Annotated in this window: 15 protein-coding genes; 8 read left to right on the top strand and 7 right to left on the bottom strand. The window is 69.5% G+C overall.

Going from position 1 to position 14,924, the window contains the following annotated elements:
- Window positions 1-26: 26 nt before the first annotated feature.
- The 3 genes from ABZ319_RS23460 to ABZ319_RS23450 form a co-directional block, all read right to left on the bottom strand.
- Window positions 27-632, bottom strand: a complete 606-nt coding sequence (locus ABZ319_RS23460) for a Uma2 family endonuclease (protein WP_354988601.1) — start codon at window positions 630-632, stop codon at window positions 27-29.
- 40 nt (window positions 633-672) lie between these two features.
- Window positions 673-1,314: a response regulator transcription factor gene (locus tag ABZ319_RS23455; protein ID WP_354988633.1), complete on the bottom strand. Its 642-nt coding sequence runs from the start codon at window positions 1,312-1,314 to the stop codon at window positions 673-675.
- Window positions 1,315-1,414: 100 nt separating this feature from the next.
- Complete coding sequence (locus ABZ319_RS23450; protein WP_354988600.1) at window positions 1,415-2,821, bottom strand: sensor domain-containing protein; 1,407 nt, start codon at window positions 2,819-2,821, stop codon at window positions 1,415-1,417.
- A gap of 92 nt (window positions 2,822-2,913) precedes the next feature.
- Between ABZ319_RS23450 and ABZ319_RS23445 the strand changes: the two genes are divergently transcribed.
- From ABZ319_RS23445 to ABZ319_RS23430, 4 genes are all read left to right on the top strand, one after another.
- Window positions 2,914-3,243, top strand: a complete 330-nt coding sequence (locus tag ABZ319_RS23445) for a DUF4190 domain-containing protein (RefSeq protein ID WP_354988599.1) — start codon at window positions 2,914-2,916, stop codon at window positions 3,241-3,243.
- Window positions 3,244-3,280: 37 nt separating this feature from the next.
- On the top strand, window positions 3,281-3,598 hold the full coding sequence (locus ABZ319_RS23440; protein ID WP_354988598.1) for a DUF4190 domain-containing protein: 318 nt from the start codon (window positions 3,281-3,283) through the stop codon (window positions 3,596-3,598).
- A 40-nt stretch (window positions 3,599-3,638) separates the two neighbouring features.
- Window positions 3,639-4,322, top strand: coding sequence for an RNA methyltransferase (locus ABZ319_RS23435; protein WP_354988597.1), 684 nt, complete (start codon window positions 3,639-3,641; stop codon window positions 4,320-4,322).
- 162 nt (window positions 4,323-4,484) lie between these two features.
- Complete coding sequence (locus ABZ319_RS23430; protein WP_354988596.1) at window positions 4,485-5,627, top strand: glycoside hydrolase family 76 protein; 1,143 nt, start codon at window positions 4,485-4,487, stop codon at window positions 5,625-5,627.
- Between the two features lie 52 nt (window positions 5,628-5,679).
- Here the strand turns inward: ABZ319_RS23430 and ABZ319_RS23425 are convergent, their stop codons facing one another.
- Both ABZ319_RS23425 and ABZ319_RS23420 read right to left on the bottom strand, forming a co-directional pair.
- The gene (locus ABZ319_RS23425) at window positions 5,680-6,372 is read right to left on the bottom strand and encodes a DedA family protein (RefSeq protein WP_354988632.1); all 693 of its coding nucleotides are present in this window, start codon (window positions 6,370-6,372) and stop codon (window positions 5,680-5,682) included.
- Between the two features lie 23 nt (window positions 6,373-6,395).
- Window positions 6,396-7,088, bottom strand: coding sequence for a VTT domain-containing protein (locus ABZ319_RS23420; RefSeq protein ID WP_354988631.1), 693 nt, complete (start codon window positions 7,086-7,088; stop codon window positions 6,396-6,398).
- 216 nt (window positions 7,089-7,304) lie between these two features.
- Here ABZ319_RS23420 and fbaA point away from each other — a divergent pair, with 216 nt between their 5' ends.
- The 3 genes from fbaA to ABZ319_RS23405 all read left to right on the top strand — a co-directional run bounded on the left by fbaA (window position 7,305) and on the right by ABZ319_RS23405 (window position 11,182).
- Complete coding sequence (gene fbaA, locus ABZ319_RS23415) at window positions 7,305-8,342, top strand: class II fructose-bisphosphate aldolase (protein WP_354988595.1); 1,038 nt, start codon at window positions 7,305-7,307, stop codon at window positions 8,340-8,342.
- Between the two features lie 102 nt (window positions 8,343-8,444).
- Window positions 8,445-9,563 carry a BTAD domain-containing putative transcriptional regulator gene (locus tag ABZ319_RS23410; protein ID WP_354988594.1) on the top strand — a complete coding sequence of 373 codons (1,119 nt, stop codon included), beginning with the start codon at window positions 8,445-8,447 and terminating at the stop codon, window positions 9,561-9,563.
- 152 nt (window positions 9,564-9,715) lie between these two features.
- Window positions 9,716-11,182, top strand: a complete 1,467-nt coding sequence (locus tag ABZ319_RS23405; protein WP_354988593.1) for a DUF4185 domain-containing protein — start codon at window positions 9,716-9,718, stop codon at window positions 11,180-11,182.
- A gap of 128 nt (window positions 11,183-11,310) precedes the next feature.
- On the opposite strand, the gene ABZ319_RS23400 is transcribed toward ABZ319_RS23405, so the two are convergent.
- Both ABZ319_RS23400 and ABZ319_RS23395 read right to left on the bottom strand, forming a co-directional pair.
- Entirely contained in the window at window positions 11,311-12,384 is a 1,074-nt protein-coding gene (locus ABZ319_RS23400; RefSeq protein ID WP_354988592.1) for a fused (3R)-hydroxyacyl-ACP dehydratase subunits HadA/HadB, read from the bottom strand.
- 1,057 nt (window positions 12,385-13,441) lie between these two features.
- A complete protein-coding gene (locus tag ABZ319_RS23395) occupies window positions 13,442-14,161 on the bottom strand; it encodes a hypothetical protein (protein WP_354988591.1) in 720 nt (239 codons plus the stop codon).
- 81 nt (window positions 14,162-14,242) lie between these two features.
- Between ABZ319_RS23395 and ABZ319_RS23390 the strand changes: the two genes are divergently transcribed.
- Window positions 14,243-14,497 carry a hypothetical protein gene (locus ABZ319_RS23390; RefSeq protein ID WP_354988590.1) on the top strand — a complete coding sequence of 85 codons (255 nt, stop codon included), beginning with the start codon at window positions 14,243-14,245 and terminating at the stop codon, window positions 14,495-14,497.
- Window positions 14,498-14,924: the final 427 nt, after the last annotated feature.

Raw genomic sequence — 14,924 nt, 5'->3', positions numbered from 1 at the left:
ATCGGTGCGCTGCGACCCGGCACGGCCTACGGCGCGGTGCGCAGCGCGGTGAGGGCGTCCAGATCCAGCGGAATGCTCAACCCGTCGAGTTCGAGCGTCACCCGGCCGGTGTGCTCGCCGGTCTGTGCGTATCGGCCGCCCTCCAGCCGGTGGGTGCGCAGGCGCACCGCGCCGTCGATGTCGAGCAGCCAGTACTCGGCGATGCCGCTTTCGGCGTACTCGGTCATCTTCATGATCCGATCGGTGCGCCGGGAGCCGGGGGAGATGATCTCGATGGCCGCCAGCACATCCGCGGGCGCGACCCGGTCGGCGTGCGCGGCCCCGGCCGGACCGCCCACCACCAGCACGTCGGGCACCCGCACGGTCGGCGGCGTGCCGTCGTCGATCACCAATTCGATACGCGCCAGCGCCGCCACCGAGCGCGGCAGCGCCGGTTCCAGCTGGGCGGCCAGCCGCCACACGGCCAGTTGGTGGCGCGGGGGCTGCGGTGACACCACCAGCACGCCGTCCACGAGCTCGCGGCACCGGCCGCGCTCGAGCTCGGGCAGCGCGGACCATTCGCCGAGGGTCAATAGGTGATCAGGCCAGGACGCAACCGTTTTCAGCGCTGCTGTAGTAGTCGGGCGCACCATGGGACCAGTCTTCCACGCCCGGCAACCGCGCAGCGATGTTTCACCCCTTCAACCGCAGAACCGCGAGCACCCGGCGGTGGTGCAGATCCGAGGGCGGTAGCTCCAGCTTCGTGAAGATGTTTCCGATGTGCTTCTCCACCGCGCGCTCGGTCACCGTGAGGGCGTGCGCCAGCGCGGAATTGGACAGACCCTGGGCCATCAGTTCGAGCACCTCGCGTTCGCGCGGGGTGAGCCGGGCCAGTGAATCCTGTTGCCGTGCCGCGCCCATGAGCTGGCTCACCACTTCCGGATCGAGCGCGGTGCCGCCGGTCGCGACCCGCTGCAGGGCGTCGATGAAGTCGCCGATATCGGCCACCCGATCCTTGAGCAGGTAGCCGACCCCGCCCGCGCCCGCGGCGAGAAGTTCGGTGGCGTAGCGGGTTTCGATCCACTGCGAGAACACCAGTACCCCGGTGTCCGGATGGCTGCGGCGCAACTCCAGGGCGGCGAGCAGACCCTCGTCGGTGAAGGTCGGCGGCATCCGCACGTCCACCACGGCTACTTCCGGGCGATGCTCGATCACGGCCGCGCGCAGCGCCGCCCCGTCGCCGACCGCGGCCACCACCCGATGGCCGCGCTCGGCGAGCAGGGCGACGAGCCCGTCCCGCAGGATCGCGTTGTCCTCGGCGACGACCACCCGCAATTCGGCCGGGGCCGGGGAATTCGCGCTGCTCACGGTCTCTCTCCTCTCGGTGCGGTCCCGCGGATCACCGCGCGCCCTCGTGCCGCCGTGGCCCGTCGCGTCACTGTGGCCCATCGAGCGGCAGGACCAGGGTGACCACGGTGGGCCCGCCGATCGGACTGTCGACGGCGAGGGTGCCGTCCACCGCCAGGGCGCGCGCGGCCAGCCCGGCCAGTCCACCGCCGACGGTGCGCTCCCCGCCGTTGATCACCGGTTGCAGCGCGCCGCCACCCCCGTTGTCCCGGACGCTGACCGCGACCCGATCGTTTCCGGTCGGCAGCACCGCGACCCAGATCCGGTTCGCGCCAGCGTGTTTGGCGACATTCGTGAGCAGTTCGGCGACCGAGAAGTACGCGATGGACTCGATGGCCGGGCTGGGCCGGCGCGGCAGCAGCACCCGCAGTTCCACCGGGATGGCCGAGCGTGCCGCCAGGGTCTCCAGCGCCGCCTCCAGCCCGAGTTCCAGTGCGGGCGGGTGGATTCCGCGCACCAGCTCGCGCAGTTCGGTCAGCGCCTCCTTGGATCCGGCGCGGGCCTGTGCGATGAGTTCGCTCGCTTCGCCGCCGGTGGCCAGGCGCTCCTCGGCGCGGCCGAGCATCATGGCGATGCTGACCAGGCGCGCCTGGGTGCCGTCGTGCAGATCGCGCTCGAGGCGGCGCAGGGTGGCGGCGGCGTCGTCCACGGCGGCGCGGCGGCTCTGCCGGAGTTCGGCCATCCGCCGATCCCGGGCGGTCGGGGTGAGCAGCCAGCGCGCGAACAGCCGGTGCGGCAGGCAGACCAGGCGAATCAGCCAGGGCAGGGCGAAGCAGAGGACGATGCCCACCGCGGACAGCGCCAGATTGCGCGGCCAGGTGTCGAAGTAGAAATCTCGGATCTGCAGGATCGAATGATGTTCCACCCCATCGGCATCCACGTTGACCGGATGGAACAGCGCCCAGGGGATGGGGGAGATCGCGGTGAACACCGTCATCGCCACCACGACCAGCGTCAGGTAGCCCACCACCACGCCGAGCGCGCCCTGCACGAGCATGAATGCCAGCGCGCGCCAGGAAACCTGATCGGTGAACGCGCTGCGCAGCCAGCCCAGCAGGCCCGGCCGGCCCACGAAGGTCGGTGGCTCGGGCAGGTCGTTGTCCAGCAGCACCCGATGCAATCCGCGATAGACGTGCCCCCAGATCCGGCCGCCGAGAATGACCGCCGCCAGGAGCGGAATGCCGATCAGGAAGATCGAGAGATAGCCCGCGCCACCCATTCCGAAGAACAGGTAGGTGGCCGCGGCGCAGTCCAGGACGAAGACCACGACGAGGTAGAACAGTTCCTTCCAGGTCCGCAGGCGGAACGGGGCGAGCAGCACCGTGCGCCACAGCGGTTCCGGGGCGGCGGCGTCCGGCGGCGGTCCGGCGGGCGGGGTGTTCGTCGAATCGGGCATATCGAGTACCAGGGTAGGCAGCGCGGCGGTTTCGCTCATCACATCATCGTGGTCGCGCGGGGTGGGTGCGGGCGATGGAGCAGACCCGTAAATGCGGGGTGTGGACAGCACCACCACCTAGCATCATGCCCATGAGCTACGAGTATCCGCCGCCGGGCAACCCGCCTCCGCCGCAGCCCGGGTACTACGGCGCCCCGCCGCCGGACCATCCGCAGTCCACCACCGTGCTGATCCTGGGCATCCTGAGTCTGGTGCTGTGCCAGCTGCTCGGGCCGGTCGCCTGGGTGATGGGCAAGCGGGTGCGCGACGAGATCGACGCCTCGCACGGGACCGTCGGCGGTCGCGGCATGGTGAACGCGGGCTACATCTGCGGCATCGTGGCCACCTGCCTGCTCGGGCTGGGTCTGCTGGTGGTCGTGCTGGCCGTCGTGATCGGCGCTTTCGCCGGCACCACGAACTAGGCACGCGCTCACCGCGCCGCCGAAATACGATGGTGCGGTGAGTTACCCGCCCTACGGCTATCCCGTGTACCCGCACTACGGTCCACCGCCGGACCATCCGCAGGCCACCACCATCATGGTGCTCGGCATTCTGAGTCTGGTGCTGTGCCAGCTCCTGGGGCCGGTCGCCTGGATCATGGGCGCGCGGGCGCGCAAGGAGATCGACTACTCCGGCGGCCAGCTCGGCGGGCGCGGCAACGTGCAGGTCGGCTACATCTGCGGAATCATCTCCACCTGCATCATGGGGCTGTTGATTCTCTTCTACGGTGGCGTGATCCTGTACGCGGTCCTGTCCACCGACTCCGGCACCTACTGACCCGCGGGGGAGCGCACCGGGCGGTCACTACGATGGCCGGGTGAGTTCCGCCCCGACAGCCGACGATCCACTCGCCCCCGGTCCGACCGAATGGGGCGAGCATCCGCACGGCGTCGGGCCCTGGCGGGCGGAGTTCGGCTCCGAACCGCCGGCCGACCCGCGCCTGGACCCCGAGCTGCTCGCCGACGGTGACCGCCGCAACGTGGTCGACGCCTACCGGTACTGGACCCGCGAGGCGATCGTCGCCGATCTGGACACGCGCCGGCATCGGTTCCACGTGGCCATCGAGAACTTCGGCCACGACGCCAACATCGGCACGGTCGTGCGCACCGCCAACGCCTTCGGCGCGGCCGCCGTCCATATCGTCGGCCGCAAGCGCTGGAATCGGCGCGGGGCCATGGTGACCGACCGCTACCAGCACATCCACCATCACGCCGATACCGCGGAGCTGCTCGAATACGCTGCCGCCCAAGGTCTTACGGTCGTCGCGGTGGACAACGTCCCGGGCTCGGTGCCGCTCGAGACCGCCGAGCTGCCGCGCGACTGCCTGCTGCTGTTCGGCCAGGAGGGTCCCGGCGTCACCGACGCCGCCAAACACGCGGCCCGGCTCACCGTCTCCATCGCCCAGTTCGGGTCCACCCGCAGCATCAACGCCGGCGTCGCGGCGGGCATCGCCATGCACGCCTGGGTCCGGCAGCACGCGGACCTGACCGACGCCTGGTAGCCGCGCCGGATCACGCGTCGGCACGTCCTGTCCCACGACGGCCGCGCCGCGGCCCGACTTTTCCGCCGCGCGACCGCTGCCACCGGCCGAACAGCGGGCGCGAGCCGGAAAGTGGTAACAAATCAGCCACATGGCGGGCTGTCCGGCTGGCACGATATGTCCATGACTTCGCGGACCGGGCGTAATACCGAGTCGAGCGCTGCTTTGTGGGCCGAGCGCGCCGATCTGGCGGAGTCGGCGATCGTCGCGCGGCATCTGCGCCCGCTGTGGGCGATTCCGGGGACGACGCTGGGGGTGGTGGGCTGGCCCGCCACCAAGCGCGAGCGCGCCTTCATGTTCTGGCACTACTGGTGGCAGGCGCACCTGATCGACTGCGCGGTCGACGCGGCCAATCGCGCGCCGACCCCGATTCGGCGGCGGCGGATCTCGACCATCGCGCAGGGGATGCGGACACGCAATCTCACGGGGTGGACCAACAACTACTACGACGACATGGCGTGGCTGGCCATCGCACTCGAGCGTGCCGAGCGCACCCAGGGCATCACCGAGGTGCGCGGCGGGCTGCTCGCGCTGGAGAAGGATCTGTACACCGGCTTCGAACCGCAGTTCGGCGCGGTGCCGTGGCGGCGCGGGTCGGACTATTTCAACGCCCCTGCGAACGGACCGGTCGGCATCGCCATGGCCCGGCTCGGGCGCTACACCCGCGCCCAGGAGATCTCCGACTGGCTCGATCACACCCTGCGGGACAAGGACTCCGGCCTGATCGTGGACGGGATCCACCTCCCCTCGGGCGAGATCGAGACGCCCACCTACAGCTACTGCCAGGGCGTGGTGCTCGGCCTCGAAACCGAATTGGCCGTGCACACCGGCGAACCCAGGCACGTGGACCGCGCGGTGCGCCTGCTCGCGGCCATCGAGGAACATCTCGTGGCGGGCGGCGTGGTCGCCGGCGACGGCGGCGGGGACGGCGGGCTGTTCAACGGGATCCTGATCCGCTACCTGGCCCTGATGGCGCTCATGCTGCCGGGGGAGGAGCAGGCGCAGGTGAACGCGCGGCGCGGGGCGGCGGCGATCGTGTGCCGCTCGGCCGTCGCGGCCTGGGAGAACCGCCTCGACGTGGACGGGAATCCGCTGTTCGGAGCCGACTGGCGGCAGCCGGCGCGACTACCGCGCATCTCCGGTGCGGGCATGCTCGAGGGCGGCTCCATCACGGCCTCGCGCACTCCCGAACGCGATCTGTCCGTACAGCTTTCGGGCTGGAAACTGATGGAAGCGGCACACGTCGTCTGCGCGGCGGGCTTCTGATTCGCGCGGGTCGTGGTCATCCACCGCGCGGACCGGTATCGGACGGTGCGTTTCAGGCCGTGTGGCGGTGCACCTGGGGGATGGGCTCGGTATCGCACTCGAGGTCGAAATCCTCGGCGGGACGGGCCATCTCCACGCGGTACTGGCGCACGCCCACGATGGTGCCGAGCACCAGGCCGACGATCAGGGTGCAGATCACCGCGGGCATCAGCCAGTCCATGCCCTCCAGGAAACCGCCGGCGTAGAAGCCGACCAGCAGCAGCACCGGGGCCCAGATGATCGCGCCGATCGTCGAGGCGACGGTGTAGCGGCGATGGTCCATCCCGGCCGCGCCCGCGACCAGCGGGCACAGCGTGCGCACCCACGGAATCCAGCGCGCGACAAGCACTGCCAAGAACCCGTGCCGGTGCAGTAGTTCGGCCACCCGGGTCAGGTTCCGGGTGTTGATGTACTTGCCGTTCTTTCGAGCCACCAGGTGATCCCCGGTTCTCTGCCCGATCACGTACCCGACCTGGTTGCCCGCGACGGCCGCGATCATCGCGCCGACCGAGAGCGCCCAGACGTGCGCCTCGCCGGTGCCGTGCGCGGCCAGCACGATGCCGGCCGTCAGCAGCATGGAGTCACCGGGCAGGAAGAGCCCGATGATCAGTGCGCACTCGAGGAATACGAAGGTCAGTACGACTGTCCAGACCAACACCGGTCCGGCCGTTTCGAGCGGTCCGAAACCGCCCATGGCGACGTTCATCGGGTGGGTGGACACCTTTTGGCTCAGTGATTCGACTTGTTCATGGTGACCGCGAACTCATCGGTATCGGCGGTCGCGTTCGAATCGTCCGTCGTATTGCGGTTCCGCAGGTTCCGGACCACCGCGCCGATGCCCGGCAGGATCGAGATGAACACGATCAGCAGGAAGATGGCCTCGATGTTCTTCCGGATGAACTCGACGTTGCCGAGGAAGTAGCCCAGCACCGTGATGCCGCCGCCCCACAGGATCGCGCCGACGATGTCGAAGGCGACGAACTTGCGGTAGTCCATCTTGGACACACCGGCCAGCACCGGCATGAACGTGCGCACGATGGGCACGAAGCGGGCCAGGATGATGGTCTTGGGACCGTGCTTCTCGAAGAACTCGTGCGTCTCGGTGACGTACTTCTTCTTGAAGAAGCGGCTGTCTTCCTTCTTGAAGATCGCCGGGCCGATGCCGCGGCCGATCCAGTACCCGGACTGGTCACCGAGGAACGCGACCAGGATGGTCAGCGGGACCAGCACCCAGATGTTGAGACCGGCGGGCGCGGGATCCTGCGCGGCCAGCATGCCGCCGGTGAACAGCAGCGAGTCGCCGGGGAGCAGTGGGAACAGCAGGCCGGTCTCGATGAAGACGATCGCCAGGATCGCGCCGAGCACAACTTTGCTCAGCCATGTCTCGGTGAGGAGATACATGGGATCGAGAATCTCGGGCATCGCGACGGTGGTCGTCACGGCATCGGATACGGCCAGCAAGGTCACGGCCACCACCCTACCGGTGATTGCTATGTCACACCGAACCTCGAAGCAACCTCACAAACTTGTCAGGTGTCCGGGACCTATTCCGAGGCAATTGCCAGGCGAAAAGCGGATTGGCTTAGTGTGTGGCCTGACAGAATTTGTTGTACACAGCACACCACAGTGGAGGTCATTGTGCCCATCGCGACTCCGGAGATCTACGCCGAGATGATTGCTCGGGCCAAGGAGAACTCCTTCGCGTTCCCCGCGATCAACTGCACGTCTTCCGAGACGATCAACGCCGCGATCAAGGGTTTCGCCGATGCCGGCAGTGACGGCATCATCCAGTTCTCCACCGGTGGCGCCGAATTCGGTTCCGGTCTGGGTGTCAAGAGCATGGTCACCGGTGCGGTGGCGCTCGCGGAGTTCGCGCACGTCGTGGCCGCCGAGTACGACATCACCATCGCGCTGCACACCGACCACTGCCCGAAGGACAAGCTGGACACCTTCGTCCGGCCGCTGATCGCCATTTCCGCCGATCGCGTCAAGTCCGGCCTGAACCCGCTGTTCCAGTCGCACATGTGGGACGGCTCGGCCATCCCGATCGACGAGAACCTCGAGATCGCCAAGGAACTGCTCAAGCAGTGCCATGCCGCGAACATCATCCTCGAGGTCGAGATCGGCGTCGTCGGCGGCGAAGAGGACGGCGTCGAGGCCGAGATCAACGACAAGCTCTACACCTCGCCCGAGGACTTCCAGAAGACCATCGACGCGCTGGGCGCGGGCGAGAACGGCAAGTACCTGCTGGCCGCCACCTTCGGCAACGTGCACGGTGTGTACAAGCCGGGCAACGTCGTGCTCAAGCCCGAGGTGCTCGCCGAGGGCCAGCGTGTGGCCGCGGCCAAGCTGGGCCTGGGCGCGGACGCGCAGCCGTTCGACTTCGTGTTCCACGGTGGTTCGGGCTCGCTGAAGTCCGAGATCGAGGATTCGCTGCGCTTCGGCGTGGTGAAGATGAACGTCGACACCGACACCCAGTACGCCTTCACCCGTCCGGTCGCCGGCCACATGTTCGGCAACTACGACGGCGTCCTCAAGATCGACGGTGAGGTCGGCAACAAGAAGGTCTACGACCCGCGCAGCTACCTCAAGAAGGCCGAAACCTCCATGGCCGCGCGCGTCTTCGAGGCGGCCCACGACCTGAAGTCGGCGGGCCGTTCCATCAGCGCCAAGTAAGGTAAGCCACGAAGCCGGAGAAAACTCCGGCGCAGTGAGCTGAGCGTGCCGCGGCTGCCCAGTGCTGCCGCGGCCGTTCGCTGTTATACGAGGTGCAGGGCAATGACTCTCGATGTGCGGGTCCTCGGACCTGTGCAGGTGCTGGTCGGCGGCCGTCCAGTGCTGGTCGGCGGCCCCAAGCCGCGCGCGCTGCTCGCGGCGCTGACCGTGAACCGGCGGCGCGCGGTGTCGTCGCAGGCGCTGGCGAACTACGTCTGGAACGACGATCCGCCGGATTCCTACCAGGCCAGCCTGCAGGTGTTCGTCTCCAATATTCGCAAGACGCTGCGCAACGCGGGCGTCGACTCGGTCGCCGTGCTGCGGACCGAGGCGTCCGGCTATCGCCTCGAGATCCCCGACGCGGATTGCGATCTCGGTCGTTTCGAGAGCATGCACCGGGCAGGCAAGGAAGCCGCCGCGATCGGCGATCACGCGGGCGCGGCCCGGTTGTACGCGAGCGCGCTGCAGGAATGGAGTGGTCGGGCGCTGGACGACCTGTCCGGGCTGTCCTTCGCCGGGGACTTCGCCACCGCCATGAACGAGGAGCGGCTGCTGGTCGCCTCCGCGCGCATCGACGCCGAGATCGCCTGCGGGAACGCGCGTTCGGTGATCGGTGAGCTGGTGTCGATGACCAACGCGCATCCCCTGCGCGAACCGCTGTGGGCGCAGCTCATCACCGCGCTCTACCTCTCCGATCGCCAGGCCGACGCGCTCGAGGCGTGCCGGCGCGTGCGCACGGTGCTCTCGGCCGAACTCGGCATCGATCCGGGTCCGGCCATCACCGCGCTGGAACAGCGGGTGCTGCGCCAGGAGCCGCTGCACACCGGAGCCATCGCCGAGATCGAGGCGCAGGCCAAGGCCATGACCGAGACGGTCACCGAGATGCCGCGGGCGATCCGGGCGGGGCAGCTGCGGACCGCGGACGGGCGGGCCGTTCCGATCGGCATCGGCGGCATCAAGATCGGGCGCATGGTCGACAACGACCTGATCCTGGACGATCCCAAGGCGAGCCGGTACCACGCGCACATCACCCCGAGCCGGGCCGGACTGCTCATCAAGGATCTGGGCTCGGCCAACGGCGTTTACATCAACGAGACGGCCATCGAGACCTCGGTGGTGCTCGCCGACGGCGACGCGATTCGCATCGGGTCCACGGTCTTCGTGTTCCACGCCGCGCGCTGAGCGGCGCCCGCGCCGGATCCTCGCGCGCACCGGGTGGTTCCGCGCGCCGATCTCGCCGGTGATCTTCCCCGGCGAGTACGGGTGCGTCGCGCGAAAAGGCGGGTAGGGTCGGTCGCCGGATGTGTCCGGTGAGTCCTATCGAAGGGTGACGCATGGCCAAGCGCATGCTGGCCGCCGTGGGCGCGGTGGTTGTCGGGGCCGGGATGCTGGTGTCCGCGAACTCCCCGCACGCCCTGGCCGATCCGGCGGAATCCGGTGCGGAGAAACGGATTCCCGGCATCGGGCCGTGCAAGTCCGATCCCGCACCGGTGCACGAGACGCTCGTGCCCGACCGGATGGAGATGCCCATCGCCTATCCGGTGGTCACCGTCGATCCGGGGCCGCCCAAGGAGAACACCACCCGGATCGCGATGGAGCTGCCCGCCGATCCGTGCGAGAACCCCTGCCCGGATCTCACCGACGCGCCCGCGGCCGCGCCCAGTCTCCAGGAGCAGCTCGGGATACCGCAGCTGATCCTCAAGCCGCAGCCCTTTCACTTCGCCTTCCCCGACCCGGATCCCGCGCCGATGCCGCCCGCGCCCGAGGCCGTGCAGCCGATCAGCGAGACCGCGCCGCAGTCCCCGGCCCGCGCCGTGCCGCGCGTCTCGCAGGTCCGCGAGGTGGCCAAGCTGACCGGGGCGAGCTCGATCAACCGCACAGACAAGCGCTGGCAGGTCGAGGGCACCGATCTGGGGATCATCTGGGAGAGCAAGCCGGGCGAGGTCGCCATCGCGTTCGGCGACTCGGTCGGCGACGACTTCCACCCGCCGGGCGGATTCGGCAACGACTGGCGCAGCAATCTGCTGGCCTTCAGCACCGATCGCGAACTCGGCGACGGGGTCACCATCGACCGCTTCGTGACCGACAGCCGGTGTCACGCTGTCGAATTGCTGACCAGCAAGAAGCTCGACAACATCGAGATCACCACGATTCCGACCTCCGGCTTCGCCATCGGGGACCGGCAGTACATGAGCTACATGTCGATTCGCACCTGGAACTCGATCCCGGGCACGTGGTTCACCAACTACGGCGGGCTGGCCTACTCCGACGACCACGGGCAGACCTGGGTCAAGGACGCGCACGCCAAGTGGGACAACATCTTCGGCGTCTCCAACTTCCAGGTGAGCGCCATGGTGCCCGAAGGCGACTACGTCTACATGTTCGGCACCCGCAACACCCGCCTCGGGGCGGTGGGGCTGGCGCGGGTGCCCAAGGATCAGGTGCTCAACACGACCGCGTACCAGTACTGGCGGGACGGCTCCTGGACGCCGGTCGGCGGGTACCAGGCCGCCTCGACCATCGTGGACGCCCCCGCGGCCGAGCTGTCGGTTAACTACGACGCGGACCGCAAGGTCTGGCAGATGAGCTATCTGGACACCGCCAAAGCGGCTCTGGTTGTGCGGGAGTCGGATTCGCCGCAGGGGGTGTGGTCGCCGAGCGCGGTGACGGTGACCGCCGCGCAGTTCCCGGAGCTGTACGGCGGATTCATTCATCCCTGGTCGACGGCTAACGATCTGTATTTCACCATGTCGACCTGGAACGACTACAACGTGTATCTGATGCACGTGCGGGTGGAGTAACCGCCGGTAGGAACGCGAAAGGGCGGAAGGCGCGAATGTGCTTTCCGCCCTGCGCTTTATGTCGCGGAAGATCGGACCGCCCGAATCCCGGCTCAAGTCGGGATCGGTGCGGAACTACTCCGCGAAGATCAGCCCCGCGCGGTGTTGGCGCCGGAGAGCCGAACCTCGGCCACGGCCCGCCCGAAGAGCTTCTTGCCCTCCGAGGTGGCGCCGAGAACGACGGTGGCCGAACCGCTTTCGGCGTCGACCGACTTGACCTTGCCGGTGAACTCCACGAACGTGGGTGCGGTCGGCTGGACGGCGACGAAGCCGGAGAACCGCACGCTGAACTTGCCCAGGGCGGCGGGGTCGCCGAGCCAGTCCACCAGGTAGCTCGCGGTCAGGCCCATCGTGAGCATGCCGTGCGCGACCACGGTCGGCAGGCCGACCAGCTCGGCGGCGGCGTCGCTGAAGTGGATGGGGTTCGGGTCGCCGGAGACGCCCGCGTAGTTGACCAGGTCGCCGCGGGTGAGCGGGATGCGCGAGGCCGGCAGTTCGGTTCCGGCGGTGAGGGTTTGCGCGGTGGGCACCGTGTGCACCGGCAGCGGCGCGGCGGGGGTGCGCAGTTCGCCGACTTCTTCCGGGGCCAGCAGGATGAGCCCGGACGGGTCCAGGGAGCCCTCGGCGTTCGAGTCGGTGACGTGGCCGTGCATGACCAGGCCCGAGACCATCTCGGCGGCGGCCGGATCGATCTCGACGCCGCAGCGGGCCACGATCGTGGTGGTCGCGACCAGGACCGGCAGGGCGTCGGCGTCGGTCAGCGTGACCTTGATGGTGATGAAGTCGTTGTCGCCGAAGATGCGGATGTTCTCCACGGCCACGTCCACCGACAGCAGATCGCCGCCCACGATGGGCCGGTGGTACTCGAAGATCTGATCGGTCTGCAGGATCTGCGACACGTCGTATTCGGTGAGCACCGTGCCGATGAGGCTGCGGGTGGTGGCCGCGCCGATCACCGACGCGAAGGTCGGGGAGGCGATCAGCCCCGCGTAGCCGAGCTTGTTCGCGTGCTCCTCGTGGTGATGGGCGGGGTGATCGTTGCGGACGGCACGCGCGAACTCGCGGATCTTCTCGCGACCGACGTCGTAGTGATCACGGACTCGAAAGTGCCGTCCGACCAGATCGGTGGCGGTGGCGACAGTCGCCTCGGCCGTCTCCGGCATGGTGTTCAGCTCCCTGCAATATCGAAACCTGATGGGCAGTGGCCGTTTCGGCGCACGCACGTCACCACGGCTGTACGAGCCGCCATGGCGCAGACAGAGCCGTAGTGGCTGGCCCAGACAATCCGAAGGATGCTACCGGGCTATTGGGCTACTGACCAGGTGTATGTGACGTTCGTCGCGGGTGGCGGCGCTCATACGCCCCCGCCCCACGAATAAGACATCGGCCCAACCCCCCACCCTGTAACGCCACCCCGGCCGCGCCCCAGCCCGCACCCCCTGAACTGCGTGAACCCCGATACCCCAGCATGCGACACCGCCGCCCCACGACCGGTACGCGCCGGTCGCCACGACCCACACGCGTTCGGCAACCAGGGCGCGGTGCGATCCGGACGCGGCGGTCACGTTGCCCGGGTATCGGCGCGCCGATACCGCCGATGCCATGAGCGCCGAGACCGCCGTGTTGTGCGTGGCGGGGGAACCACCAGGGCCGGTGGCCCGCTTTGGTGTGCGCTCAATTGAGGTGCGGTGGACGCCCGGAACATCCGCATACTGCCTGGTTGTCGGCGCGCGCCGACACCGCCGATGCCGTGTTGTGCGCCGCGCGTGAACCGCCGGGGTCGGCCGGCGCTCTGGATGCCTCGGGTATCGGAGATCGGAGCCCGCCGAGACTGCAGATGCCGTGCGCTGCGCGGCGGGGAACCGTCAGTGCCGGTGGGCCGCTCAGGTGTGCGCGCTCGGTTGATGCACGGCGTGGACGTCCCGAACGCCCGAACTCCGGCCCGCCACCGGGGTCGGTCCGCTGCTGCCGGTTGTTGTGCGGTGTGGCCGCTCCGGACGCCTCGCATGCTGCCGGGTATCAGTGCTTGTCGAGACCGCTGATGTCGTGCCGTGCGCGGCAGGGAACCGCCGGGGGCGGGTGGCCGCTTAGGTGTGCGCGCTCTCGGTTGATGTGTGGCGTGGACGTCCCGACCCGGTATCCCGGCCTGTCGCCGAGCAACACCTCCCGGCACGACTGCCGCCCGGCACCTGGGGTGCCGGGCGGCGGTTGTGGGCGGGGTTACTGCTGGCCGGTTGGCGGGTCGCAGACCTTCCAGCCGTCGTCGGTGTGCTGGAGGTCGAAGGTGCGGGCGGACTGTTTGCCCGGGTCGGCCTCGGTGTAGACCGTGGCCTGGGCCAGGGCGGCGTCGCCGGTGATCCGGATCGCGTCGACGCTGCGGACGACGGGGATGCTCTTCTGTTCCTTCGAGGTCTGGTAGACCCCGGCGAACTGCTCGGCCGAGATGTTCTTGTAGAAGTCGTGTTGCGCGCCGCAGGTGATGCCGCGCAGGGCATCGAGGTCGCCGTCGGACAGCGCGTCGGTGTAGGTCCCGATGGCCTGCTTGACCTTGCCCTCGGGCGAGTCGTCGCCCCCGCCGCCGAGGCCGATCACCGCCGCGATCACGGCGATCACCAGCACGATCACGCCGGCGCCGATGAGCAGCAGCTTCTTGTTCGGCCCGGCCTTATCGGACGCCTTGTCCTCGCCGCCGTCCGCGTTCGCGGCGGGAATCCGTTGCGGCGGAGCGACTTCGCCGCCGCCCGGGATCCGCTGCGGCGGCGCGACCCGTCCGGCATCCTGCGCGACCTTGTACACCTGGGTAGCGTCCTGGGAACCGCCGAAGCCCGGCGCGCCTCCCGGACCCTGCGGCTGGCCGCCCCCGTCCTGCGGCCCCTTCTGCAACTGCGCGCCGCCGGCAGCGCCCGCGAGCGCGCCCCCGCTTTGCTGTCCACCCGGCACGTTGGCGCCACCGGAGCCGGCCTGCGCGCCGCCGGGACCCTGCGGGCCTTGCCCGCCGCCCGGTCGTCCCTGCGGATTGCCTTGTGCGCCAAGGGGACCGCGCGGACCACCCTGGTTGCCGGGGCCTTGCTGCCCGCCTTGGCCACCGGGACCCTGTGGTCCGCCTTGGCCACCGGGGCCCGGCCGCCCGCCCGCGTTCTGCTGTGCGCCCTGGCCTTGCTGGCCGCCCTGCCCGCCGGGGGCTTGGGGCCCGCCCTGATTGCCGGGGCCGCCCTGAGCGCCGCCTGGTCCCTGTGGTCCGCCTTGGCCGCCGGGTCCCTGCGGGCCCTTGTGTAGCTGAGCGGCTCCTGCCGCGCCGGCTCCCGCCGCGCCGGCGAGCGCGGCGGCCGAACCCTGTTGCCCGCCTTGCACTCCCGGTCCACTCGGGTTGCCCTGGCCCTGTGCGCCGGGGCCGCCCGCCGCGCCGCCCGGACCCTGGGGTGCCGGTCGTCCCTGCGGATTGCCTTGCGGCCCTTGCGGTCCCGCCGGTTCGCCCTGGGGGCCGCCCGGACCCTGGGGGCCGCGAGCGTTCGGGCCGCCGGGACCCTGTGGCCCGCCGGGACCCTGGGGTGCGCCGGGACCTTGCGGTGCGCCGGGACCCTGGGGTGCGCCCGCCCCGACCCGCTGGGGGCCGGGCGGCATGGCGCGGGGGCCGCGGATCGGCTGGGCGGGGGTGGTCGGCTGCATGTCGGCCGGCGACGGGGCGGAGGCGGGGCGCGGCTGG

It is taken from the genome of Nocardia sp. NPDC005978, from assembly GCF_040614455.1.
Lineage (GTDB): Bacteria > Actinomycetota > Actinomycetes > Mycobacteriales > Mycobacteriaceae > Nocardia.
Note: the sequence above shows the minus strand (reverse complement) of the source record. Positions and strands in the feature narration are given on the sequence as shown.